21 protein-coding genes and 1 pseudogene are annotated in these 24,448 nt (G+C 71.9%); 10 read left to right on the plus strand and 12 right to left on the minus strand.

Going from position 1 to position 24,448, the window contains the following annotated elements:
* Nucleotides 1–15: 15 nt before the first annotated feature.
* The 5 genes from ABCR94_RS26395 to lnt form a co-directional block, all read right to left on the minus strand.
* On the minus strand, nucleotides 16–1,920 hold the full coding sequence (locus tag ABCR94_RS26395; RefSeq protein WP_347122535.1) for a helix-turn-helix domain-containing protein: 1,905 nt from the start codon (nucleotides 1,918–1,920) through the stop codon (nucleotides 16–18).
* A 26-nt stretch (nucleotides 1,921–1,946) separates the two neighbouring features.
* Complete coding sequence (locus ABCR94_RS26400; RefSeq protein ID WP_347122536.1) at nucleotides 1,947–3,218, minus strand: FAD-dependent monooxygenase; 1,272 nt, start codon at nucleotides 3,216–3,218, stop codon at nucleotides 1,947–1,949.
* 120 nt (nucleotides 3,219–3,338) lie between these two features.
* Nucleotides 3,339–4,154 (minus strand): 3-hydroxybutyrate dehydrogenase, encoded by an 816-nt coding sequence (locus tag ABCR94_RS26405; protein WP_347122537.1) that lies wholly within the window; start codon nucleotides 4,152–4,154, stop codon nucleotides 3,339–3,341.
* A gap of 55 nt (nucleotides 4,155–4,209) precedes the next feature.
* The gene (locus ABCR94_RS26410) at nucleotides 4,210–4,689 is read right to left on the minus strand and encodes an NUDIX hydrolase (RefSeq protein WP_347122538.1); all 480 of its coding nucleotides are present in this window, start codon (nucleotides 4,687–4,689) and stop codon (nucleotides 4,210–4,212) included.
* Between the two features lie 26 nt (nucleotides 4,690–4,715).
* A complete protein-coding gene (gene lnt, locus ABCR94_RS26415) occupies nucleotides 4,716–6,299 on the minus strand; it encodes an apolipoprotein N-acyltransferase (RefSeq protein ID WP_347123077.1) in 1,584 nt (527 codons plus the stop codon).
* 223 nt (nucleotides 6,300–6,522) lie between these two features.
* Between lnt and ABCR94_RS26420 the strand changes: the two genes are divergently transcribed.
* Nucleotides 6,523–7,602, plus strand: coding sequence for an O-antigen ligase family protein (locus tag ABCR94_RS26420; RefSeq protein ID WP_347122539.1), 1,080 nt, complete (start codon nucleotides 6,523–6,525; stop codon nucleotides 7,600–7,602).
* 47 nt (nucleotides 7,603–7,649) lie between these two features.
* On the opposite strand, the gene ABCR94_RS26425 is transcribed toward ABCR94_RS26420, so the two are convergent.
* Together ABCR94_RS26425 and ABCR94_RS26430 are read right to left on the minus strand one after the other, a co-directional pair.
* Entirely contained in the window at nucleotides 7,650–8,210 is a 561-nt protein-coding gene (locus tag ABCR94_RS26425) for a hypothetical protein (RefSeq protein ID WP_347122540.1), read from the minus strand.
* A gap of 69 nt (nucleotides 8,211–8,279) precedes the next feature.
* Nucleotides 8,280–9,065, minus strand: coding sequence for a glutamate racemase (locus ABCR94_RS26430; RefSeq protein ID WP_347122541.1), 786 nt, complete (start codon nucleotides 9,063–9,065; stop codon nucleotides 8,280–8,282).
* Between the two features lie 58 nt (nucleotides 9,066–9,123).
* Here ABCR94_RS26430 and ABCR94_RS26435 point away from each other — a divergent pair, with 58 nt between their 5' ends.
* Nucleotides 9,124–10,296: a glycosyltransferase gene (locus tag ABCR94_RS26435; RefSeq protein WP_347122542.1), complete on the plus strand. Its 1,173-nt coding sequence runs from the start codon at nucleotides 9,124–9,126 to the stop codon at nucleotides 10,294–10,296.
* Nucleotides 10,297–10,428: 132 nt separating this feature from the next.
* On the opposite strand, the gene ABCR94_RS26440 is transcribed toward ABCR94_RS26435, so the two are convergent.
* Nucleotides 10,429–11,724: a TerD family protein gene (locus ABCR94_RS26440; protein ID WP_347122543.1), complete on the minus strand. Its 1,296-nt coding sequence runs from the start codon at nucleotides 11,722–11,724 to the stop codon at nucleotides 10,429–10,431.
* 260 nt (nucleotides 11,725–11,984) lie between these two features.
* Between ABCR94_RS26440 and ABCR94_RS26445 the strand changes: the two genes are divergently transcribed.
* The 4 genes from ABCR94_RS26445 (at nucleotide 11,985) to ABCR94_RS26460 (ending at nucleotide 16,678) form a co-directional block, all read left to right on the plus strand.
* The gene (locus ABCR94_RS26445) at nucleotides 11,985–12,455 is read left to right on the plus strand and encodes a DUF6643 family protein (RefSeq protein ID WP_347122544.1); all 471 of its coding nucleotides are present in this window, start codon (nucleotides 11,985–11,987) and stop codon (nucleotides 12,453–12,455) included.
* Between the two features lie 42 nt (nucleotides 12,456–12,497).
* Nucleotides 12,498–13,322, plus strand: a complete 825-nt coding sequence (locus ABCR94_RS26450; RefSeq protein WP_347122545.1) for an MOSC domain-containing protein — start codon at nucleotides 12,498–12,500, stop codon at nucleotides 13,320–13,322.
* A gap of 49 nt (nucleotides 13,323–13,371) precedes the next feature.
* Complete coding sequence (locus tag ABCR94_RS26455; RefSeq protein ID WP_347122546.1) at nucleotides 13,372–13,977, plus strand: Rv1733c family protein; 606 nt, start codon at nucleotides 13,372–13,374, stop codon at nucleotides 13,975–13,977.
* A 295-nt stretch (nucleotides 13,978–14,272) separates the two neighbouring features.
* A complete protein-coding gene (locus ABCR94_RS26460) occupies nucleotides 14,273–16,678 on the plus strand; it encodes a right-handed parallel beta-helix repeat-containing protein (protein WP_347122547.1) in 2,406 nt (801 codons plus the stop codon).
* Here ABCR94_RS26460 and ABCR94_RS26465 read toward each other — a convergent pair.
* Nucleotides 16,648–19,035 carry a hypothetical protein gene (locus ABCR94_RS26465; RefSeq protein ID WP_521978000.1) on the minus strand — a complete coding sequence of 796 codons (2,388 nt, stop codon included), beginning with the start codon at nucleotides 19,033–19,035 and terminating at the stop codon, nucleotides 16,648–16,650. The genes ABCR94_RS26460 and ABCR94_RS26465 overlap by 31 nt on opposite strands.
* Nucleotides 19,036–19,277: 242 nt before the next feature.
* Here ABCR94_RS26465 and ABCR94_RS26470 point away from each other — a divergent pair, with 242 nt between their 5' ends.
* Both ABCR94_RS26470 and ABCR94_RS26475 read left to right on the plus strand, forming a co-directional pair.
* Nucleotides 19,278–20,162: a DeoR/GlpR family DNA-binding transcription regulator gene (locus tag ABCR94_RS26470; protein ID WP_347122549.1), complete on the plus strand. Its 885-nt coding sequence runs from the start codon at nucleotides 19,278–19,280 to the stop codon at nucleotides 20,160–20,162.
* Between the two features lie 62 nt (nucleotides 20,163–20,224).
* On the plus strand, nucleotides 20,225–20,722 hold the full coding sequence (locus ABCR94_RS26475) for an SRPBCC family protein (protein WP_347122550.1): 498 nt from the start codon (nucleotides 20,225–20,227) through the stop codon (nucleotides 20,720–20,722).
* Here ABCR94_RS26475 and ABCR94_RS26480 read toward each other — a convergent pair.
* Nucleotides 20,719–21,882: a PLP-dependent cysteine synthase family protein gene (locus tag ABCR94_RS26480; RefSeq protein ID WP_347122551.1), complete on the minus strand. Its 1,164-nt coding sequence runs from the start codon at nucleotides 21,880–21,882 to the stop codon at nucleotides 20,719–20,721. The genes ABCR94_RS26475 and ABCR94_RS26480 overlap by 4 nt on opposite strands.
* Nucleotides 21,883–22,144: 262 nt before the next feature.
* On the opposite strand from ABCR94_RS26480, the gene ABCR94_RS26485 reads away from it, so the two are divergent.
* Nucleotides 22,145–22,480 (plus strand): hypothetical protein, encoded by a 336-nt coding sequence (locus tag ABCR94_RS26485; RefSeq protein ID WP_347122552.1) that lies wholly within the window; start codon nucleotides 22,145–22,147, stop codon nucleotides 22,478–22,480.
* A 166-nt stretch (nucleotides 22,481–22,646) separates the two neighbouring features.
* The gene (locus tag ABCR94_RS26490) at nucleotides 22,647–23,129 is read left to right on the plus strand and encodes an ATP-binding protein (RefSeq protein ID WP_347122553.1); all 483 of its coding nucleotides are present in this window, start codon (nucleotides 22,647–22,649) and stop codon (nucleotides 23,127–23,129) included.
* Between the two features lie 31 nt (nucleotides 23,130–23,160).
* Here the strand turns inward: ABCR94_RS26490 and ABCR94_RS26495 are convergent.
* Nucleotides 23,161–23,409, minus strand: a pseudogene (locus ABCR94_RS26495) (hypothetical protein); the annotation flags it as partial.
* 47 nt (nucleotides 23,410–23,456) lie between these two features.
* Nucleotides 23,457–24,416: a prolyl aminopeptidase gene (pip, locus tag ABCR94_RS26500; RefSeq protein ID WP_347122554.1), complete on the minus strand. Its 960-nt coding sequence runs from the start codon at nucleotides 24,414–24,416 to the stop codon at nucleotides 23,457–23,459.
* Nucleotides 24,417–24,448 lie beyond the last annotated feature (32 nt).

A 24,448-nucleotide genomic window follows, 5' to 3' on the forward strand; every position in this document is an offset into this window, starting at 1 on the left:
CCGCGTGCCGGGCGTTCAGCGTGCCACCGCCGCCGACAGTCCGTGCAGCCGCAGGGCCAGTTGTACTTCCAGTGCGTGGGCGGGTGTCTGCCAGTCCGGGCCAAGGAGACGGGCGATCCGCTCCAGGCGCTGCGCCACCGTGTTGACGTGGACGTGCAGTTCGTCCTTGGTACGGGCCGGGCTCATGCCGCACGCGAAGTACGCGTCGAGGGTGCGCACCAGGTCGGTGCCCCGGCGCCGGTCGTACGCGACGACCTCGCCGATCGTGCGGTCCACGAAGCCCGTGATGTCACGGCCGTCGGCGAGCAGCAGCCCCAGGAAGCCGAAGTCCCGCGCGGCGGCGCCCTCCCCCGAACGACCAAGCAGCCGCAGCGCGTCCAGACAGCGACGGGCTTCCCCGTACGCCTCCGCTATCGCGCCGGGGCGCGCCGCGGGTGCGTCGACGGGGGCGCCCGCTCCGACGGTGACCGGCTCGCGCAGGGAGTCGCCGAGGTGCCCGGCCACCCGACGGGCGATGGCCGCCGGGCTGTCCTTGGGGCCGAGCGGCAGCAGCAGCACCGCGCCGCCGTCCCGGGCGGCGGCCAGGCCGCGCCGGGTCCCGGCCAGGTGCGAGGCCGCGGCCCCGAGCCGCTGCCGGTCGGCGCTCTCCCGCTCGGCGCTGGCCGGGTCGGACGCCTCGATGCGGGCGGCCAGCACCACATGCGGGGCGTCGAGATCTGCGCGCAGCCGGGCGGCGCGTTCACGCAGCAGCCGCGGATCGCGGTCGGGCGCGTCGAGGAGGTCGTCGAGCAGTTCGCCGCGCACCCGTTGCTCGGCCTCGCCCGCCGAACGCCGGGCCAGCAGCAGCAACGAGGTGACCAGCGCGGCCCGTTCGAGGGTGCGCCGGTCGACCGGGTCGAGGGCGGGATGGCCGTGCAGGACGAGCGCACCGAGGTTCTCGCCGCCCGCCGATACGGTCACCACCCAGTCCTCGCCGCGCCGCACCGCGCGGCCGTCGGCGCCCGCCGCCACCACCTCGGCGGTCTCTTCCGAGTCGGTGAACTCGACCGTCCCGTCGAGCACTTCGGACACGGCGCTCGCGACGTCATGGACGCCGCCGCCGCGCAGGACCAGCTCGGTGAGCCGGTCGTGCACCTCCGAGGCACGCTCAATGACGCCGCTGCGGTCCCGGATGATCTCGTTGGCCGCCTCCAGCTCGGCGAGCGCCGAGCGCGTCTCGGCGAGCAGGTTCGCGGTGTCGATCGCGACGGCGGCATGCGCGGCGAACGAGCCGAGCAGGGCTATCTGTTCGCGCTCGAAGACCCGGGCGCGGCGGTCGGCGGCGAACAGTACGCCGATCACCTGACTGCCCAGGGTCAGCGGCACACCGAGGATCGCGACCAGGCCTTCGTCCCGTACACCGGAGTCGATCGTCCAGGTGTGCCGGAATCGGGCGTCGTCGAAGTAGCTCTCGGTCGCGTACGGACGGGCGCTCTGGGCGACGAGCCCGCCGAGCCCCTCCCCCATGCCCAGCCGCAGTTGCTGGAAGCGCGCCGACACCGACCCCTCGGTGACCCGCATATACGTGTCACCCGCCACCGGGTCGTTCAGGCTCAGGTACGCGACCTCGGTGCCGAGGAGTGACCGGGCCCGCTGCACGATCGCCTGGAGTACGGCGTCCAGGTCCCGCAGCCCCGCCAGGTCGTGCGCGGTCTCGAAGAGCGCGGACAGCTCGGCCTCGCGGCGCCGGCGCCCCTCCAGCTCCGCGCGCACCCGCAGCGCCTGGAGCTTCGCGGCTTCCAGCGCGGCGAGCGTTTCGGGGCTCGCGCCGTCCGCGCGGGCGAGCAGTACGGGCCGCTCGTAGGCGTCCGGCGTGGCGCCGCGAGCGAGGAGCTCCAGGTAGGGAGCCTCGCTGCCGGGCCGGGGGTGTTCCTGGGACATGGGCACACTCAAGCAGTCGGGGGCTGTCAGGTCGACCGGCCGGCGGGGGTTTGGGCCGCGGGCGCCGGACACGCGCCCGACGGCTGTCGGCGGGCTGCCCACGGGCGGGCGTGCAGGGTCCGCGCGATCCGCGGGCCCAGCCAGCGCTTGAGCCTGCGCAACGCTTCGAGACGCTCGACCGCCCGGTCGATCCGGTAGTACAGCCGCGGCGGGATGTGCGGGAGCAGCGGGGAGTGCCGCTGGCCGAGCAGTGCGAACACCTTCGGCGGTGCGAGGTGGAGGTAGCGGGGGAGGTTCTCGTACCACTGGGCGCTGTAGCGGGCCGCGCTCTGGACGGAGAGCAGGGCGGATCTGCGTTCCCGCTCGTAGTGGGCGAGGGCGGGCCCCAGTTCCGGTTGCCCGCGCAGCGCGTCGGCCAGGGCGATGGCGTCCTCCAGGGCGAGTGTGGTGCCCGCGCCGATGGAGTAGTGCGTGGTGTGCGCGGCATCGCCGAGCAGTACGAGATTGCCGCGGTGCCACGTCCGGTTGGTGAGGGTGCGGAAGTTCAGCCACTGCGCGCTGCCGTCGGCGCTCGCCCGGCCGATCAGGCGGTGTCCGTCCAGCGGTTCGGCGAAGAGCCGCTCCAGCAGGGCCAGGCTGTCGGCTGCGCTCGCCAGGTCGAGTCCCAGGCCGGTGTGGGTCGCCCGGGAGCATTCGACGATGAAGGTGCTGTGGTCCGCGCTGTATCCGTAGGCGTAGCACCAGATCCAGCCGTGCGCGGTCTCCACGAAGGCGAACGTGAAGGATTCGAAGACCTTGCTGGTGCCGAGCCAGATGTAGGTGTTGTGCCCGACCGCGACATCGGTGCCGAAGTGGTCGGCGTGGCGCTCGCGCAGTTCGCTGTTGACGCCGTCACCGGCGACGACCAGGTCGGCGTCGGGCAGCTCCGCCCCGGCGGCCACCGGGTGGCCGAACTCGACGCGTACCCCGAGGGATTCGGCCCGCTCGGTGAGGACCGCGAGCAGTGTGCGACGGCTGATGCCGAAGCCCTGGTCGCCCTGGTGCGTTGTCGTGTGCTCGCGGATGTGCGCGGTGCCGCCGCTCCAGCGGACCGAGTTCCCGCTGATGGCCGCCGCGGACTCGGGGTCGTTGCCCGCGAGCTTGTCGAGCATGCCACCCCAGTACGTCACTCCCCAGCCGTACGTCGAACCTGCCGGGTTGCGCTCGTAGACGGTGATGTCGTGGGACGGGTCCTGCCGCTTCATGAGGATCGAGAAGTACAGGCCGGCGGGCCCGCCGCCGACGCAGGCGACCTTCACACACACTCCCTCTGGATAACAACAAGTAGTCAATTCGCGACATAAAGTAACAGACGGATGGCACCTTCTCTGCACGCGTCCTTTGCACGCGTCCTTTGCACGCGGTCTCCGTGCGCGTTCTCAGTGCGCGGTCCAGCCGCCGTCGAGGGGAAGCGACGCCCCGGTGATGAACGATGCCTGCGGGCCGCACAGATAGGCGACCGCCTCCGCGACCTCGTCCGGCTCGACGAGGCGCTTGACGGCGGAGTCCTTCAGCAGGATGTCGGCGAGCACCCGCTCCTCGGGGAGTCCATGGGCGATCGCCTGGTCGGCGATCTGCCGCTCGACCAGCGGAGTGCGGACATAGCCGGGGCTGACGCAGTTTGATGTGACACCGTGCTCGGCGCCTTCGAGCGCGGCCGTCTTGGAGAGCCCTTCGAGTCCGTGCTTGGCACAGACGTAGGCGGACTTGTACGCGGAGGCGCGCAGTCCGTGCACGGAGGAGATGTTGACGATACGTCCCCACCCCTGCCCGTACATGTGCGGCAGCGCGCCCCTGATCAGCCGGAACGGCGCTTCGAGCATCACGGTGAGGACGGTGTGGAAGACGTCCGGCGGGAAGTCCTCGATGGGGCGCACCAGTTGGAGTCCGGCGTTGTTGACCAGGATGTCCGTGCCCGCCGCCGCCCGCTCCGCCGCATCGAGGTCGGTCAGGTCCAAGGCGAGCGGCTCGACGGTGCCCGTGAGACCCCGGGTGCGTTCGACGCGGGCCACGAGAGCGACCAGGGCGTCGAGTCCTTCCGCGTCCCGGTCCACGGCGGTGACCTTGGCCCCGGCCGCCGCGAGCCGCAGCACACAGGCCCGGCCGATGCCGCCCGCGGCGCCGGTGACGAGCGCTCTTCGGCCGCCCAGGTCGAGTGCGGCGGCGGGCGGAGGGGGTGTGGTGGGCACGGTCATGGTCACGACCCTAGGCAGCGGTCCCCCGACGGCCGATGTGGCCGCCGCCCATACTTCAGGGCTGGGTGGTGGGTTCGAACCATGTGGGTGCGTCTGCGAGCGACTGCTTGATCCTCAGCAGCGCGAATTCGTTGAGCTCCGGAAGCGCGTCCACCGGGAACCAGCCCACTTCCAGCGACTCGTCGTCGTTGACACGCGCCTCACCACTGACGGCGCGGCAGCGGAAGGTGATGTCCATGAACTGGCACCGGTCGCCGCTGGGATACCGCACCGGCTTGAGTGCCTGGACGAGGACAACCCGCTCCGGCTCGCAGACCACGGCCGTCTCCTCGTACACCTCGCGCACGGCTGTCGCCGCAGGCTCCTCCCCCGGCTCCGGAATCCCGCCGATGATCGACCAGTTGCCGGTGTCGGAGCGCCTGCCGAGGAGCACGCGCCCCTCGTCGTCGAAGACGATCGCGCTGACGCCCGGCAGGAGAAGGAGCTGGTGACCTGCGGTGGCCCGGATTTCGCGGATGAAGTCGGGAGTTCCCATGGCTCGACCCTAATGGCCCGGCGAGATCACTTCGGCGTACTGCCAGAGGTACGGCGGGCCCGCAGGCCGCGCGCCGCGACCCATCCGAGACCGGCTGCCGCGAGCAGTGCGAGCGCCCCCTCGGGGATCGTTCCGAGCCGGGTCGCGGGCGTCAGCGAAGAGCGCAGCGGCACCTCATCGACCAGTGCGGCCGGAGTGAACATCCCGCTCTTCCGCACGACCTTGCCGTCCGGCCTGATGATGGCGCTGACCCCGCTGGTGACGGGGACGACGACGGAGCGGCTGTGCTCGACGGCCCGCACCCGTGACATCGCCAGCTGCTGGTACGTCATCTCGCTGCGCCCGAAGGTCGCGTTGTTGCTGGGTACGGTGATGAGCTGGGCCCCGCCGGTGACGGTGTCGCGCACCGCCCAGTCGAAGGCCGCCTCGTAACAGGTGGCCAGTCCCACCTTGGTGCCCGCCAGGTCGAAGACACCGACCTTGTTGCCAGGACCGAAGTCACGGCGCACCCGGTCGACGTCGGAGCTGAAGATCCGTACGAAGGACCGCATCGGGATGTACTCGCCGAACGGCTGGACATGCCGCTTGTCGTAGGTGGCGACGGGGCCGCGCCGCGGGTCCCACTCGATCAGGGTGTTGCGGAGCTTGCCCTTGTCGGGCGTGAGCACCGCACCGATCACGGTCGGGGCGTCGATCGCCTTCACGGCCTCGTCGATGACCCCCCGGGCGTCGGCGTTGCGGTAGGGGTCGAGGTCGGAGGAGTTCTCCGGCCACAGCACGAAGTCGGGCTGCGGCTCCTTGCCGGCCTTGACGTCGTCGGCGAGCTCTTCGGTGCGCTTTGCGTGGTTGTCGAGGACGGCGCGGCGCTGCGAGTTGAAGTCGAGCCCGAGCCTGGGCACATTGCCCTGGATCGCGGCGACGGTCGCGGTGCCGTCCTCGGCCGTGTTGTCCAGGAGCGGCCGCGCGGCGAGCGCGGCGGTGACCGGCAGGAGGACCGCCAGGGCAGCGACGGCGGCGCCCCGGCGCGGCACCTCGCCGCTCTCACGGTACGTACGGAACTGGCGGACCGCTTCGTACAGGCCGAAGCCGCACAGCGCGACCGCGAACCCGAGCACCGGGGTGCCGCCGAGCGCCGCGAGCGGCAGGAAGACGCCGTCCGCCTGGCCGAAGGCGATCTTGCCCCAGGGGAACCCGCCGAACGGCACGCGCGCGCGGACCGCCTCGCCCAGAATCCACATGGCCGCGCCCCACAGGGGCCACAACGGCAGCCGGGTCACCAGGGCGATCCCGACGCAGCACAGGGCGACAAAGAGGGACTCGAAGGCGACGAGGGCCAGCCACGGCACCGGGCCGACCTCCTCGCCGGTCCAGCTGAGCAGCGGCAGCAGAAAGCCGAGGCCCGCCAGGAAACCGAGACCGAAAGCGGCGCGCGGCCGTCGCCCGTACAGGCACCGGCCGAGTAGGGCGAAGCCCGGCAGCACCAGCCACCACAGGGGGCGGGGCGGGAAGCTCGCGTACAGGAGCAGGCCGGAGACCACGGCGGCCGACGGCGCCATGAGCCGCCGCAGCACTCTTCTCCCGCGCGAGGTGGCATCGGATTGCGGATTCAGCCGTTCCGGCTCGCCTACGGCGGTGGTGGTGGTGGTGCTCACCCGGCGGAGTCTACGGTGACCCGCCCGGCGCCCGGCAGGTCGGTCCAACAGCCGATGCAACGTTTCTGCGCATTCTGTACACAAACCCCCGTCCCTGCCGTTACGGTATGCGCCAGTCCCTGCCGCCAGGCCTCATCGGCCGGCGTGGGCGGGGCCCGTCACATGTCGGGGGGTCGACGGGATGACTGCACCGGCCGGGCTGTCCACCACGGTGGAACGGGGTGGTCTCACCGATGCCGCCGGTGTCGTGGTGCTCGGCGGCTGCGCCGTCTGGTCGCTGATCGCCGCGACGGGCCGGGATGCCAGGCCCGAGGGTGTCCTGCTCGCCGTGCTCGCGCTCGCCGGTGGTTACGCCTGCGGCCGGATCTGCGGCTCCCTGGTGCCGGTCGCCACCGCGTGCGCCGCGGCCTTCGCGGCACTCGCCCTGGCCGTGGCCGCGCGGCCCGGCGGGGGCATCCCGGGTGCGACCGCGGTCCCGGCCCCCGGGCATACGGGCGCGATCGCCGCACTGCTGGCGCTGGCCTCGGGCGCCGCGTGCTGTGCGGCCTGGGCGGCGCGGGCGTCGTCCCTGCGGCTCGCGCTGCGGCTGCTCGCCCTCCTCATCGCCGTCACGGCGCTGCTGCTCGGCTCCCTGGCCGGGTTCGCGGCGGCCCTGGGTGTGCTGCTCTGCTCGCTCGCCGCGGCCCGGATACGCCGCAGGACGGCCGCGTTCGCCGGGCTGGTCCTCGCCACGGCGCTGGTGGCCGCGGGCTCCTGGGCGGTCGCCGAGGACGCGCTGCCCGGCGGGCTGACCGCCTCCCTGGAGGGCCAGCTGAGTGTGAACCGGGTGCTGCTGTGGCAGGACGCGATCGGCCTCGCCAAGGAGTACCCGGGGCGTGGCGCCGGCCCCGACCGGTTCGGTGAGCTGAGCCCGACCGCGCAGCAGACCCCGGACGCCGACGGCAAGCCCCATTCGGCGCTGCTGCAACAGGCCGCGGAACAGGGCATCCCCGGGGTCCTTCTCCTCGGGGCCGCTTTCGGCTGGGTGCTGTACGGGCTGTGGCGCTCGCCCCGCGCCACTCCGACAGCGCTGACGGCCGCGGCGGCGCTCACCGCGCTGGCCGCCCTGGCCTGCATCGGCAACGCGCTGAGCTTCACGCCGGTGACGGCGGGCGCGGGGCTCCTCGCCGGGCTGGCCACCGCGCGGCCGCTGGGCCAGGACGAAGCGGACGTCGCGGTCCCGGATCCCTCGGAGCCACTGCCGCACAGCCGGCACGTATAAGCACACACCAGGACGTATGCGGTACGTGGGCCCGCACGCCCGTCGGGTCAGGCCCCGGCGGCCCTGCCGGGGATGGCGCGGCTCAGCAGGTCGTGGATGACACGCACCGCCGCCTCCGCGTCGTCCACCGTGACGGTGAAGGTCCTGCCGTCGCCGAGCTTGAGGACAATGCCCTCGCCCCTGCGGACGATCACTGCCGTCCCCTTCTCCGGGCGCCAGCGGTATCCCCAGCCGCCCCACTGGTGCGGCGTGAGTCTCGGCGCGAACTCGGCGCCCACCACATGGTCGAGCGGGATACGACAGCGGGGCAGACCCATGTGGCCGCAGCGCACTTCGAGTGCGTCACGGTCGACCTTGACCGCCACATGTACGAAGGCGAGCGTGCCGTAGAGCATCAGCAGGCCCGCCGCCAGGCAGCCGACGACCGACATCACCAGGGGGGCGAGGCCGGAGGTCCACGCGGAGTCGACCGCGAGCTCGATGCCGAGCGCCAGACATCCGGCGCCGGCGGCCGCGAGCAGCCACTGGCCACGGTTGGTCGCGCGGCCGGTCCAGGTCTGGGGAGTGGGCTCGGAGCTGCGCCCCTCGCCGTGGGGGTGGTCCCTCATACATAGCAGACTACTCACGTTCCGCGCTCATGGCAGCGCCACGTCGCGTACCTCTGCGGCGGGCGCCGGTCAGCGCACGGTGCTGACGACGTCCAGCAGCCGGCCTTCCGCGTACCCGAGTGCCTGCCGGGGCAGCGGGCTGTCACGGCCGCTGAGCAGCACGGTGAGCCCGTGGTCCGGTGTGGCGGCGGGGGCGGGCCGAGCGCCGATACGGCGCAGCGCCTGGGCTGCCACGGCTTCGGCGGATCCATGGAGTACCACGGGCGGGCGGTCCTGCTGCTGAACGGCGGCCCGGATGCGCTCGGCGACCAGTTCGTAATGGGTGCAGCCCAGGACGACGGCCCTTACATCGTTCGGAGTGAGAGCGGCGGCGGCGGCGACGGCCGCGTCGATGCCTTGCTCGTCGCCGTGCTGCACCGCGTCGGCGAGCCCGGGGCAGGGCACTTCGGTGACGGTGACACCGCCGGCGAAGTCGCGGATGAGTCCGCGCTGATAGGGGCTGCCGGTGGTGGCGGGCGTGGCCCAGATGGCGACGGGTCTGCCGCTCGCGGCGGCCGGCTTGATGGCCGGCACCGTGGCGATCACGGGGATGTGCGGCTCCAGTTCCGCGCGGAGCGCGGGCAGCGCGTGCACGGACGCGGTGTTGCAGGCCACGATCAGCGCGTCGGGGTGGTGCGCCGCCGCGGCCTTCGCCACGGCGAGCGCGTGCACGGTGATGTCCTCGGGGGTACGTGGTCCCCAGGGCATCGAGTCCGGGTCGGAGGACAGCACGAGTGCGGCGTCCGGCCGAAGTCGGCGTACCGCGGCGGCCGTAGGCAGCAGGCCAATTCCCGAGTCCATCAGCGCGATCTTCACCCGGTCACCATAGTCGACCGCCCTTGCGCGACCGTCGGGGTGGGGCAGACTTCGGCGGATGAGTGCCCTTGCCTGGATTGCCGTGGGATCACTGGTCGCGTGGGTGTGGCTGTTGCTGGGTCAGGGCTTCTTCTGGCGTACGGACATAAGGCTGCCCCGGCGCGAGGCCCCGGCCCGCTGGCCGGATGTCGCCGTCGTCGTCCCGGCGCGCGACGAGGCCGAGGTGCTGCCTTCGAGCCTGCCGTCCCTGCTGGCGCAGGACTACCCGGGGCGGGCCGAGGTCTTCCTGATCGACGACGGGAGCACGGACGGTACGGGCGAGCTGGCACGGACGCTGGCGGTCCGGCACGGCGGGCTGCCACTCACGGTGGCCTCTCCCGGCGAACCGCAGCCGGGCTGGACCGGCAAGCTCTGGGCGCTGCGGCACGGCATCGCGCTGGCCCGTGTCCGGGAGCCGGAGTTTCTGCTGCTGACGGACGCCGACATCGCGCACGAGCCGGACAGCCTGCGCGAGCTGGTCGCCGCCGCCTGCTCGAACGATCTCGACCTGGTGTCCCAGATGGCACGGCTGCGGGTCGTCAGTGTGTGGGAGCGACTGATCGTGCCCGCCTTCGTGTACTTCTTCGCCCAGCTCTATCCCTTCCGATGGGTGAACCGGGCGGGCGCCAGGACTACGGCCGCCGCGGGCGGCTGTGTACTGCTGCGGACCGAAACCGCGGTGCACGCGCGTGTGCCGGACTCGATCCGCGGCGCGGTGATCGACGATGTGTCGCTGGCCGGGGCGGTGCGGCGGGCCGGCGGCCGGATCTGGCTGGGGCTCGCGGAGCGGGTGGACAGTGTGCGCCCGTATCCGCGGCTCAGTGATCTGTGGCGGATGGTGTCGCGCAGCGCGTACGCCCAGCTGCGGCACAGACCACTGCTGCTCGCGGGGACGGTCGCGGGGCTCGCGCTGGTGTATCTCGCGCCGCCGGTCGCGCTGTGCGCCGGTCTGCTGTCGGGCGACGCGGCTGCCTCCTGGGCGGGCGGTCTGGCGTGGGCGGTGATGACCGGAACGTACCTGCCGATGCTCCGCCACTACCGGCAGCCTCTGTGGCTCGCGCTGTCGCTGCCGTTCACCGCGGTGCTCTATCTGCTGATGACGGTCGATTCGGCCGTGCAGCACTACCGGGGGCGCGGCGCGGCCTGGAAAGGGCGTACGTACGCCCGTCCCGAGACCGCGCCGGACCGCTGAGCCGGTGAATGGCTCGCGCGGCCGAACCGCAAAGCGGCTGCCGCGCCGGACAACCGCGTCACCGGCCGCATCAGCGACCACTCGATCAACGACCGCTGGATCACCGGCCGGTGGACGCTGATCGCCGGGCGGTCATTTCCTGCCGGGGGTCCAGTTCATGCCCCAGCCATAGGCGTAGTCGATGGTGCGCTGCGGGCTGACTCCGCGCTCGGGTACGAGATAGCGGGCCTCTCGGCGCACGGTCAGATCGCCGCCCTCATTGGTGATGAGGGCCAGTGCGGCGACGGTCGAAGGCACGGTGCACTCGTCGAGCGAGAAGTCGATGGGGGCGCCGTGCTGTGGTGTGAGCGTGACCGTGGCGTGCAGATCCGCGAATGAGCGCGCGCCTTCATAAACGGCAACGAAGATCAGGACGCGGCGGATCTGGTCCTTGTGGTCCAGACTGACCGTCAGGTTCTCGCCGCTGCTCACGGCGCCCGTGCGGTCGTCTCCGTCGAGATGAATGAACGGCGGCTGGTTCAGCGAGCCGAAGGCATTGCCGAGCGCCTGGACGACCCCTTTGCGGCCGTCGGTCAGTTCGTACAGGGCGCACAGGTCGAGGTCGAGGTCGCCGTGCATGGCGATGGCCCGGCCGAGCTTGGCGCCCCACCCCTTGAACTGCTTGCGCACCTCCCAGTTGAGGTTCACGCGCATCGTGCCCGTGGTGCTGCCCTGCTTGGACAGGGAGACGGTCGGGGCCTCCTTGGTGAGCGTGATCTTCGTCAGCCGGACCGGGGCGGTGGCGGGAGGCGCGGCTGGCGGGGCGGGGGGCGGCGGCGGTGCCTGCACCGGCGCGGGAGCCCGCACGGCGGCCGGAGCAGGGGCCGCGGCAGGGGCGGGGGCGGCCTGCTGGGGCTCGTCGACGCTGATGCCGAAGTCCCTGGCCAGCCCCTCAAGGCCACTGCTGTAGCCCTGTCCCACCGCACGGAACTTCCAGGCGCCCTGGCGCCGGTAGAGCTCGCCGAGGACGAAGGCCGTCTCGACGCTCGCGTCCTGGCTATCGAAGCGCGCGATCTCGGTGCCGTTGGCCGCGTCGAGCACCCGGACGTAGAGGCCCGGCACCTGACCGAAGTTGCCGCCGTCGGCGGAGGCGGCCACCACCACGGTCTCGACGTTGGGCTCCACGCGCGCGAGGTCAACGGTCAGTACGTCCGTCACGGTGTCCCCGCCGGGTGTCTTCCCGTCGTACCTGACCGCACCCGAGGCGTGCACGGGCTGGTTGTAAAAGACGAAGTCCGCGTCGGAGCGCACCTTTCCCGACACCAGCAGGAGGGCCGAAGCGTCGACGTCCGGCACGCCGGGCGCCGAACGCCAGCCCAATTCGACGCGCACGGCCGCTGCCGGCACCGGAACATTGGTTCCCTTAAGCATGGACATGCTCGCCCCCATCACGAGTCCGGGTGTCTGGAAAATACCGCACGGCCAACCTATTCCCCCGCGGCTGGCGGGGTTCCCGACGACCTGCTGAAGATCACGCGCCGGCCGCGGGTAACCCGTGGCCAGCGCGTTCTTTACACGATCCCAACACTCCACGGCGACCGATTTCCCCAAGTTCGCTCGGATTAGGGATCCGTCATCACTCACAACACGCAAAACAACCCTCTTATCGGGCTCCCCAACCACAACATCTTCGGCTTAACTTATGTGCCATGACCTCCCCCCGCTCCACCTACGGCGGCGGCTACTACTCCGCCCCGTCCTTCCCCGACACTCCGATCTACGACTCCCTCGTCGCAGAGCGGGGTACACCCCAGATCGCGCCCATCCGAGTCCCCTCCGCGTACGACACCGGCAACAGCTATCTGCCGGCTCTTCCCGCGGCGATGCCCGCGCTCGGTCCCGGCCAGTCCCAGTACCAGCAGCAGCCCGCGTACGGCTACCCGCAGGCCGCGCAGCAGCCCATGCCGCTGCAGTACGCCGCCCCCGCGCAGTACGTCCCGGCGCCCTACATCCCGCAGCAGGCGGCGCCCCGCGGCTACCCCGGCACCCAGCAGCCCCAGCAGCGCCCGGGGTCCGCCACCGGGTACGAGGCGATGCGCCCGGCCGCGCCGCGCCCCGCGCCCGCTCCCTCGCCGTACGACGACCCGTACAACCGCCAGTACCAGGGCAGGGGGTACTGACCGGCTCGACCAGGTGTCCGACCCGGCTGGCAGAATGACTGCATGCTGAACCCCGTTCTCCATGCGGTCCACGTCTATCCGGTCAAGTCACTGGCAGGGTGCGCGCCGGGCGAGGCGGAGGTCGAGCCGTGGGGACTCAGCGGGGACCGCAGGTGGATGCTGGTCGACCCGGTCGGCAAGGTCGTCACCCAGCGTCCGCATCCGCGGCTGGCACTGGCCCGTGCCGAGCCGCTGCCGGACGGCGGGATCCGGCTGTCCGCACCCGGCCTGGAGACGCTGACGGTCGGCGTACCGCAGCCCACGGTCACCACTGGGGTGGAGATCTGGAAGGACAAGGTCGAGGTGGTCGAGGCGGACGCGGGGGCACACGCCTGGCTCAGCGACCACCTGGGCACAGAGGTGCGCCTGGTCCATCTCGACGAGCCGGCGCACCGCCGCCCCGTCGACCCGCAGTTCGCGCGGCCCGGCGAGACGGTGAGCTTCGCCGACGGCTACCCGCTCCTGGTGGCCACGCTGGCCTCCCTCGACGCACTCAACTCACTGATAGCCCAGGGTGACCATTCCGACGAGGGCCCACTTCCCATGAACCGTTTCCGGCCGAACGTCGTACTGGACGGCGCCGCCCCCTGGGCGGAGGACGACTGGAAGCGGATCAAGATCGGCGAGATCACCTTCCGGGTCGCCAAACAGTGCGGTCGCTGTGTCGTCACCACCACCGACCAGCGGACGGCGGAGCGCGGCAAGGAGCCGCTGCGCACGCTCGCCCGTCACCGGCGCGTCGGTGACCGGCTGATCTTCGGCCAGAACCTGGTGCCGGAGGGGACCGGGACGCTCCGTGTCGGTGATCCGGTGGAGATCGTCGAATAGGACCCGTCCCCATGGGAAGTCGTACGGTCGCGGAAGGGGGTGAGGGACTGTGCGCACAGCAGCGGGAGTCTGGCGTTGGCGGCGCAATCCGCTGCGCCGTACGACCGACCTCATAGAGGCATGGGCGATGCTCGCCGCCGTCCTGTTGATCGCCCTGGCCGCACCGGCCACAGGCTGGGTGTGCGGGGCGCTGGCCAACACGGCGCTTCAGGAATCGGTGCGCGTCCAGCACCAGCAGCGTCACCTCACGACAGCCGTCGTCGTACGAACGGCGCCGGGGCCGATCACGGTCCCGGACCCCGAGGTGCCTTCGGAGCGGTCGGCGCGCGTGCGGGTCGTCGCCGACTGGACGGCGTCCGACGGCAGCCGGCACACCGACGTAGTGACCACGACCCGGCAGGGGGTGCGGCCGGGCGACCGGTTCCGTATGTGGACGGACGAGCGGGGCCACGTTGTCGACCGCCCGATGGACACCAGCACGGCAGGCACCCACGCCGCAGTCGCGGGCATCGGCGCGGGAGCGGCGAGTGTGGCGCTCATCGAAGGGGGCAGGCGCCTGGTCGTATGGCGTCTCATGCAGCGGCGGTACACCCGTCTCGACCAGGACTGGGCCAGGGCCGGACCCGACTGGGGCCGCACGGACGCCGGCAGCTGAGCCGGCCGAGGCACGTCCGGCGATTCTGCGGGGGAAAGGCAGCGGTGCCCGGTGCCTGCGATTGCAAGGCGGAAGCAGGGGGGCTGACGGGGTCTCCGCTGCCCCGGGCGTGCCGGGAGCAGCGGGAAGGAGCGTCGTAGGGGCTCCGCAGGCCCCGGCGCCGGGCCGCGCGACACCGCGGAGAGCCGCCGGGCACCCCTCGGCCCGGCACGGCTGACCGGTCAACTCCCCGTCTCTCCTCGCGCTACGGTGGGGCGGCCAGATCGTCGGCACAAGGTGGGGGCACAGCAACGTCATGGCACAGGGCACGGTCCAGGTGACGCACAGCGGCACATCGCGGTGGCGGCGCCGCACAGGCGAATACGCCTCTCTCGCCGCAGCCCTGGAGGCCGCGGGAGACGGCGACATCCTCACCGTCGCTCCCGGGACGTACCGGGAGAACCTCGTTGTCCAGCGCGCCGTGACACTGCGCGGCCCCGAGGGCACCGTCGGCTCGGTCCGTATCGCCCCCGTCGACGGTGTGGCACTGACCGTCCGCGCCTCGGCCGTGGTCCAGGACCTGCACATCGAAGGGCAGGACTCGGCCGCGCCAGCCCTGCTCGTCGAGGACGGCACCCCCGAGCTCAGCGGCCTGCGGATCGTGACCCGCTCCGCGGTCGGCATCGAGGTACGCGGCGCCGCCCGGCCCACCGTGCGCCGCTGCACCATCGACAACCCGGCGGGCATCGGCATCGGCGTGCTTGAGGGTGCGGGCGGTGTCTTCGAGGAGTGCGAGGTGGTCGCGGCCGGGCAGTCGGGCGTCTCGGTCCGTGGCGGCGGGCACCCGCGCCTGGAGCGCTGCCGGATCCACCACACCTCGGGCGCGGGCCTGAGCGTCACCGGCGAGGGCAGCGGCCTGGAGGCCATCGGCTGCGAGGTGTACGAGGTCAACGGCACCGGCGTGCAGATCACCGCGCGCGGCTCCGCCCATCTCACCGACTGCACCGTGCACCGCACTTCGGCCGACGGCATCACCCTCGACACCGACGCCGTGCTGACGCTCTGTGACTGCGACATCCATGACATCCCGGAGAACGCGATCGATCTGCGCTCGCGCTCGGTCCTCACCCTGACCCGCTCCACGGTGCGCCGCTTCGGCCGCAACGGTCTGTCGGTCTGGGACCCGGGCACCCGGGTGGACGCCAACCAGTGCGAGATCCACGACAGTACGGGCGACTATCCGGCCGTGTGGATCAGCGACGGCGCGACCGCCGTCCTCGACTCCTGCCGGGTGCACGACGTTCCCGACGCGCTCTTCGTCCTCGACCGCGGCTCGCGCGCCGATGTCGTCGACAGCGACCTGTCCCAGGTGCGCAACACGGCCGTCTCGGTGAGCGACGGCGCGACCGCGCAGCTCGACGACTGCCGGATCCGCGAGGTGTCGACGGGCGCCTGGTTCCGCGACCACGGCAGCGGCGGCACCCTCTCCGGCTGCACCATCGACGGCGCGCAGACCGGCGTCATCGTCACCAAGGGCGCCGATCCGCGCATCGAGCGCTGTACCGTCACCGCGCCCGCCGAGGCGGGCTTCTACGTCTCCGCCGAGGGGCGCGGCACTTTCGACAGCTGCCGGGTCACGGGCAGCAGCGGCTACGGCTTCCATGTGATCGACGGCTGCCGCACGACGCTGACGCGCTGCCGCACCGAGCGCTGTGCGCGCGGTGGTTACGAGTTCGCCGAGGACGGGCAGCTGGTCGAGGACTGCACCAGCGACGAGAGCGGCGTACGGGCGCCGGCCCAGGAGGCCCCCGTCGTACTGACCGCGACGCAGTCCCCCGGGCTGCTCAGCGCGATCCCGGGCCAGCGTCCCGTCGACGGTGTGACCGGGCCCGATCCGGCCGCGGAACCGGCCCGGTCGCCCAAGGCCGTCCTCGGTGAACTCGACGCCCTGGTGGGCCTGGAGAGCGTCAAGCTCGAGGTGCGCGCGCTCACCGACATGATCGAGGTCGGCCGGCGTCGCCAGGAGGCGGGCCTCAAGGCCGCCTCGGTCCGCCGCCATCTGGTCTTCACCGGCTCCCCCGGCACCGGCAAGACGACCGTGGCACGGCTGTACGGCGAGATCCTGGCCTCGCTCGGAGTGCTGGAGCGCGGTCATCTCGTCGAGGTGTCCCGGGTCGACCTGGTCGGCGAGCACATCGGCTCGACGGCCATCCGCACCCAGGAGGCCTTCGACCGGGCGCGCGGCGGTGTGCTGTTCATCGACGAGGCGTACGCGCTGTCCCCCGAGGACTCGGGGCGCGACTTCGGCCGCGAGGCCATCGACACCCTGGTGAAGCTGATGGAGGACCACCGGGAGGCGGTGGTCGTGATCGTCGCCGGGTACACGGCGGAGATGGCCCGCTTCCTGACCACCAACCCCGGTGTGGCGTCCCGTTTCTCACGGACCATCACCTTCTCCGACTACGTACCCGACGAGCTGCTGCGAATCGTGGAACAGCAGGCGGACGACCACGAGTACCGGATCGCCGACGGCACGGCCGAGGCGCTGCTGAAGTACTTCACGGCGCTGCCCAAGGGGCCCGCCTTCGGCAACGGCCGTACCGCGCGCCAGACCTTCGAGTCGATGGTGGAGCGGCACGCGGGCCGGGTCACCCAGCTCGCCGAGATGAATAAGGACGACCTGACCCTCCTCTACCCGGACGACCTGCCCGAACTGCCCTGAGGCCGGACGGCTTCGGGCCGCTGGCGGGGCAGCGTGGCCGGTGGCAGCCGGTCCAGCAGGGCGGTCCTCTCCTCGTCGAAGGCCGGGTCGGCCTGGTACTCGGAGTGCCCCAGGACGGGCGCGGGCAGCGGCTGTTCACGGGTGCGGCCGTAGGCGAGCGGGTCCTTGAGCGCCGCCCGGTCCACTTCGGGCTGCGTGGCGCTCGTGACGCGCACCGGGCCGCCGATCGGGTCGGTGGGGCGCCACAGATTGCGCCAGCAGTGCACCTCCTGGCGCAGCCCGTCCAGGCAGGCGGGGCCGAAGTACAGCGGGAACCAGCGCCCGTACAGCCGCTCAAGCGGTGACCCGTAGGTGAGCAGCGCGACGCGGCGCCGGGTGCGCGGCGGCAGCTGCCAGACGGCGGCGGCCGACAGCACGCTGCCCTGCGAGTGTCCCGAGATGACGAGGCGCCCGCCGGTGCGGTCGGTCCAGGTGGCCATGCGCCAGGTCAGGTCGGGGACGGCGCGCTCGGCGTAGCAGGGGGGCGCGAAGGGGTGCGCCGCGCGCGGCCAGAATGTGCCGACGTCCCAGAGGATGCCGATGGTGCGGCGGGCCGCGGGGTCCCGGTAGGCGCGGCGGCCCCAGGTGCAGAACAGTATGAAGCCGAAGCCGATCATCCAGGAGCCGAGTGCCTGCGCGGTCTGGGCCAGCGATGCCATGAAGTCGGGGGCGTCCGCCGCGGCCCTGCCCGGCACCTGCCCGGTCGTCCAGGCGCCCACCAGCGCGGCGGCGCCGAGCACCAGGGTCGCGGCGGAGGTGACGCCGAGGATCGAAGGGGCGGAGTCGGTGAGGGAGGCCCTGGCGCGGATGCGCGCGATCCGCCGGGTGCGTGCCAGGTCCGGGTCCTCGCCCGGATAGTCGGCCTCGACCTCCGCGGCCAGCGCCCGCCCGGCGCGCCAGGTGCGTACGGCGAGGACGGCGCCCAGGGCGAACAGGACGACCAGCAGGGGCGGGATGACCGACGCCTGCCAGGTGAGCAGCACCGGGGGCCCCTCGATGCTGCCTCCCTCCTCGCCCGGGGTGCCAGGCCCGTCGAGCCAGTCGCCGACGCGCTGGGCCACTCCCCCGGTCATGACGCCGCCGAGCGCGCAGGCCAGCATCGCGACGGCCGGTCCGCCGAAGCCGCGCATCGCCGTACGCGCGTCGGGTGCCCGCCGGTACATGGCGGGCGCGACCACGGCGAGGCCGACGACCAGCGCGCCCTGGGCGAGTGCGATCACCCCGAACGTGAAGTCCCCGGGGAGCCTGCCCCCGGACTCCCAGCCGGGGCGGGACCAGGCGGCGTACAGCATCGACAGGGCCAGCAGGGCGAGCGCCGATCCGGGCAGCAGGGTGACGACGGCCCCGTCGAGCTTCAGGTCGAGGCGCGTTTCGCTGCGGCCCCGGCGGCAGACCACCCAGACCACCACGGCGGCGCCCGCCGCCAGGGATGCCTCGATGGCCCAGCCGAAGCTCTCCAGGAGGGGTCCGGAGGCCCGCCGGTCGTAGCGGGCCCCCGCGCCGGCGAGCGCGGCGGCGACGGTGAGGAAACCGGCGGCGGTGTGGGCGGCGCGCAGCCGGGAGACGAGCCTGCGGCCGTACCAGAAGCCGGGCAGGCCGAGGGCGGGCCGTTCGGTCGGCTCGTCCGGGTCGGGCTCCGCGCCGGGCGGCAGTGGCCGCTGCGACTCGTAGGCGCTCCAGGTGCGGTGGGACAGGTACCAGAGCAGGCCGGTGAGTGCCGCGGGCGCGAGGGCGGCGAGGGCGAGCCGACGTCCGGGCTGCGCCCACCAGCCGCCCTGGGCGGCCGAGGCGAAGCCGAGCCAGGACTTGTCGCGTGAGCAGTCCGGCGAGCCCGCGCACTGCCAGGCCGTCAGGTCGAGGGCGACCTCGCAGGCGGCGGCGACGAGCAGCACAGTGAGGCTGAGGGCGACGAGCCGCACCAGCACCCCGTACACACGCACGGTCTTCTTCAGGCCCGCCGTGTTGGGCTGCATCCAGTGGGCGAGGTTGGCGACCATGAAGGGCAGCAGGAGCAGCCACAGGGCGCGGGCGCCGTTGCCGGAGGTGAGGTTGCACCAGACGTACGCCTCGGGAACCGGCAGGTCGCGGGGCTCCTCGGGGTCGTCCGGGTCCGCCGGAGGGACGTCCGCTTCGACGTCGTCGGCGCGGCGGTACATGGCGGCGGTCTCGTCACCGGTGACCCGGACCGTCCGCGGATCGCCGAGCATCTCCTGGGGGGTGGTGCCGCCGACCCCGTGCACCAGCAGTTCGAGCGCGGGCCCGCCGTCGTCGTCGGGGGACGGTGTGACACGGGGCACTCGATGTCTCGCTCTCGTGATGGCGTGCTGCCGATGGGACGATCGTCTTGCGCGCGGGCGGTGCCGGGTGCGGCCTCCCAGGATCACGGCCGGGGGAGCGGCCGTCCAACGGTTCTCGCCGAATCTCCCCGAGGTCCGGCGAACCTGGGCGCGTGCGAGGATGAGCAATCGCCCACAGACCGTACGGACTCCGGTTCGCGCGGCACCCGATTCCACCCGTGTGCGACCGCTGCATTCGACCGTACGAAAGGACCGGCACGCCCGTGACCGAGAATCAGAACCTGCTCGCCGAGCAGCGTCGCGCCCTGATCCTCGACGAGGTCAGGCGGCGGGGCGGTGTCCGGGTCAACGAGCTCACCAGGAAGCTCAACGTCTCAGACATGACGGTCCGCCGTGACCTGGACGCGCTCGCGCGCCAGGGCGTGGTGGAGAAGGTGCACGGCGGTGCGGTGCCGGTCGTCGAGGCGAGCACGCACGAGCCCGGATTCGAGGCCAAGTCGGGCCTGGAGCTGAGTGCCAAGGAAGACATCGCGCGGGCGGCCGCCGCGATGGCCGTGCCCGGCAGCGCGATCGCGCTGTCCGGTGGAACGACGACGTACGCGCTGGCGCAGCATCTGCTGGAGGTGCCCGATCTGACGGTGGTGACCAATTCGGTGCGGGTCGCCGATGTGTTCCACACCGCTCAGCGCGCGGGCGGCGGGAGCGGGCCGCGTCCCGGGGCGGCCACGGTGGTGCTCACCGGCGGCGTACGGACTCCGTCGGACTCGCTGGTGGGGCCGGTCGCCGACCGGGCGATCCGTTCGCTCCACTTCGATGTGCTCTTCCTCGGTGTGCACGGCATCTCGGTCGAGGCGGGGCTCTCCACCCCGAACCTGGCGGAGGCGGAGACCAACCGCCGGCTGGTGCACGCGGCGCGGCGCGTCGTCGTGGTTGCCGACCACACCAAGTGGGGCACGGTGGGGCTGAGTTCGTTCGCGGCGCTGGACGAGGTCGACACGCTGGTGACGGACTGCGGGATGTCCGCGCCCGACCGGGCGCAGATCGAGGAGCTGCTGCCGGGACTGGTGGTGGCGGGCGAGTCCCGGACCTCCCACGAGGACGGCGAGTCATCTGCCGCCCGCGACGAGCAGGGCACCGAAGACATCTGACGGGCCGCCAGTTATGGTGTGCGGGCCCCGTCCATCACCGAACCCGTTGGGGGTGCAGGTCCATGACACGCCGACTCCGCCCTGTGGAGCTCGATTTCGTCGACTCCGCGCCCGTACGCCTGGTTTTCAGCGCCCAGGTGTCCGCCCCGCCCGAGGCGGTCTACCGGGCGCTCGCCGAGGATGTCGCGGCCTGGCCCAGCTGGTTCGGCGCGCTGACCTACGCCCGGCCCACGGACGGCGGTGCGGGCCGCGAGGTCGGGCTCAAGGGCGGCACGCGCTTCCGCGAGACGGTCATGGCGGCGGAGCCGGGCGAGCGGTACGCGTACCGCGTCGACGAGACCAACGCCCCGGCGCTGCGGGCCCTGTTGGAGGAGTGGCGCCTCACCCCGTCCGGCGCGGGCACGCGCGTCCAGTGGACCTTCGCGATGGCGGGCCCGGCGCCACTGCGGGTGATGCTGCGGCTGGCCCGGCCGGGCCTGGGCCGCGCCTTCCGCGACGCGACGCGCAGCCTGGACCGGCGCCTCGCCAGGCCCGCCGAGCAGCAGTCGGACACCCCTTAGGGCGTGCCGGCCGCGCCCTGGGGCAGCTCCGGCCAGACGCCGGTGGCCAGCAGCGAGTTGATGACCTCGGTGTACGGCGCGATGTCCAGGCCCTGCTCCGCCAGCCAGGTGTCCGAGTAGTACTTGTCGAGGTAGCGGTCGCCCGGGTCGCAGATCAGGGTGACCACGCTGCCCGTACGTCCCTCGGCGACCATCTCCGCGATGATCTTCAGCGCGCTCCACAGACCGGTGCCGGTGGAGCCGCCCGCCTTGCGGCCGATGGCCAGCTCCAGCGCGCGCACGGCCGCGACGCTGGCCGCGTCCGGGACCTTCATCATCCGGTCGATGGCGCCGGGCACGAAGCTCGGCTCCATCCGGGGCCTGCCGATGCCTTCGATGCGCGAACTGCAGTCGCTGGTTGCGAGCGTGTCGTGACGGGTCCAGCCGTCGAAGAAACAGGAGTTCTCCGGGTCGGGGACACAGATGCGGGTGTCGTGCTGCATGTAGTGGACATAGCGCGCGATGGTCGCCGAGGTGCCACCGGTCCCGGCGGTCGCGACGATCCAGGCCGGTTCCGGGTAGCGCTCCAACTTCAGCTGCTGGTAGATGGATTCGGCGATGTTGTTGTTGCCGCGCCAGTCGGTGGCCCGCTCCGCGTAGGTGAACTGGTCCATGTAGTGCCCGCCGGACTCGGCGGCGAGAGCGGCCGACTGCTCGTACATCTTCCGCGGGTCGTCCACGAAGTGGCACTGCCCGCCGTGGGATTCGATCAGGCGGCACTTCTCCGGGCTGGTCGTGCGGGGCATCACCGCGATGAACGGCACTCCGATCAGCTTCGCGAAGTACGCCTCGGAGACCGCGGTCGAGCCGCTGGACGCCTCGATGACCGGCTTGCCCGGCCTGATCCAGCCGTTGCACAGGCCGTAGAGGAAGAGCGAGCGGGCCAGCCGGTGCTTGAGGCTGCCGGTCGGGTGGGTGGACTCGTCCTTGAGGTACAGGTCGATCCCCCACTCCTCGGGCAGCGGGAAGAGCAGCAGATGGGTGTCCGCGGAGCGATTGGCGTCGGCGTGGACCTTGCGGACCGCTTCTTTGAGCCAGGCCCGGTACGCCGGATCGCTCCGGTCGACATCGATGGTCGCCGTGGCGACGCCGCTGCGGGCCTGGTCAGTGCTGCTGCTCATGCGGGGCACTCCTCGTCGTGGCGTCCCTGCGGCAGGTGCTTCCACCAGCGGGACTCCTGTCTCCCGCCTGCCACTTTAGGTCTCTCACCTGCACAAACGTTTACTTTGGGCTTCCATAGCAATCACTTGTGGGACGTAAGGGACGGGAGCGGGGCACGGGCCCGTCCTTTTGTATTTGACCACCCAGGGCCCCTGGTGCGCACGCCCAGGCTTGGGCAGACTGCCCAACAGGAACATGCATGCGCGAAGGGGGCGAAGTGGAATGGCGGAGCCCGAATTCAGCGCTACGGGCGTACGGATAGAGCGTTGGCCCCGCTCACTCACCAAGGCCGGCCAGGTGCTGGTCAAGGACGGCAGGCTGGTCCTGCTCACGAGTAATGGGCGAGAGATCGACAGTGCGCCGCTGGGCTCCGTACAGGCGGGCAAGGCCTGGTTCGCCGGGGACGACAGCACGGTGGCGACGGTCAACGGCACCCGCTACCGGCTCACCATGGGCCATGGCGGACGCAAGCCCGACGGGGCGGAACTGGCCTACCGGTTTCTGGAGGCGGTCCGCAGCGCACGGACCTCCCGGAACACTCAGGGGGCGCGGGATTGACGGGACGCGAGTTGCGGACAGTCAGCCTCTGAGTGACTCTGGTTGGACGTCACTCAGGGTGCACCGGCGGTAACGCTCGGATTTCCGCCGCCGGACCAATCAGCAGGCAACCACTGCTGGATCCGTTCTTCGTCTTCTTCCGGACCTCATTCGGGGAGTCGCAGCCGTGATCAGTCAGTCAAGCAAGCACTGCACGGTGGAACTTCAAGCTCTGCCGTCGCGGATCGGCCAGGTCCGCAGAATCATCTCGGCGCAATTGCGCTACTGGCATCTGGATTCTCTGATCGACCCGGCGGCGCTCGGCGTCACGGAGCTGCTGACCAACGTCCACCGGCACGCGGAGCCGGACAAGATGTGTGTCGTGGAGATCGAGCAGTTGCTCGAACACCTCACGGTGTCGGTCCACGACCACGACCCGCGTCTTCCCACGGTCGGCGCCGCCGAGGAGTTCGACACCTGCGGTCGCGGTCTCGCGCTGATAGAGGCGGTCAGCGAAAGCTGGGGCGTACGTCCGCAGGGCGACGCGGGCAAGATCGTGTGGTTCACGCTGCCCACGCCGCAACTCGTCGCGACACCGCCCACGAACCCGGTGTACGGGGCGACCTCCTTGCACGGGCGCACCGTCACCCGGTCGGCCGTAGTGGGCTGACCGGGCGCAGATACCTTGCCCCGCCGCACCGTCACTCGTTGGCGATGGCGCGCAGTACGTCCAGGCGCGCAGCCCTGCGGGCCGGCCGGCGGCGCGCCGACGCGCCGGTGGTGAGCCCGACCAGTGCGGCCACGGTGAGCTGCACCGGGGGCACCGCGAACGCGAACGCGGTGTCGCCCGCACCCTCGGACGCCTGGACGAGCACCCAGCCGGGGTGGCCACCCAGGGCCACCCCGCCCGCCGTAACGAAAGCCGCGACCAGCACCGATTCCCAGCGGACCCGGTGCTGCCGACCGTATCTGACTCATCGTCAGGGTACGAACGTACTCACTGCCGGGCGAACCGGTCGAGCACCCCGAGCTCCAGGTCCCGCATGGACGGGCTGCCCTTGTGGCCCGCGTCGTCGACCACCACGAGCTCCGCGGCGGGCCAGGCGCGGGCGAGTTCCCAGGCGCTGCCGTGCGGGCTGCTCAGGTCGTGGCGGCCGTGCAGCAGGACACCCGGGATCTTGGCCAACCGGTCCGCGTCGCGCAGAATCTCGCCCTCGTCCAGCCAGGCGCCGTGGGAGAAGTAGTGGGAAGCGATACGGACCAGGGAGATGCGGTCCGCCGACGGGCGGTCGCCGTAAGGGTTGGCGCTGCCGTGCGGTTCGAGGGAGAGCACCGCGTCCTCCCATGCGCACCAGTCGGCGGTGGCCTTCGCCCGCACGTGCGGATCAGGGTCCGACACCAGTCGCGCGTAGGCCGCGAGGAGGTCACCGTCCCGGTCGGCCTCCGGAACGCCCGCCCTGAACCGGTCCCATGCCTCGGGGAAGAACCTCGCGACGCCCCGGTAGAGCCAGTCGATCTCCGAGCGCCGGCTCATCGTGACCCCGCAGATGACGATCTCCGACACCCGCCGCGGGTGCCGCTGGGCGTAGGTGAGGATCAGCGTGGAGCCCCACGAGCCGCCGAAGAGCAGCCAGCGGTCGATGCCCAGGTGCTCCCTCAACTGCTCCATGTCACGGATCAGATGGTGGGTGGTGTTGTGGCTCATGTCGGTGGTGGGGTCACTGGCATGGGGTGTGCTGCGGCCGCAGCCCCGCTGGTCGAAGAGGACGATCCGGTAGCGCTCGGGGTCGAAGTACTGGCGCAGTCGGGGCTTGCAGCCGGAGCCGGGGCCGCCGTGGACAAAAGCCGCGGGCTTGCCCTCCGGGTTGCCGCTGACCTCCCAGTGGACCAGGTTGCCGTCACCGACATCGAGCATGCCCTCGTCGTACGGCTCGATGGGCGGGTAGAGCTCGGCCATGTCATGGTCCCCTTCGGTTTCGGGCGCGCCCG

It is taken from the genome of Streptomyces changchenzhani, from assembly GCF_039766235.1.
Classification (GTDB): domain Bacteria; phylum Actinomycetota; class Actinomycetes; order Streptomycetales; family Streptomycetaceae; genus Streptomyces.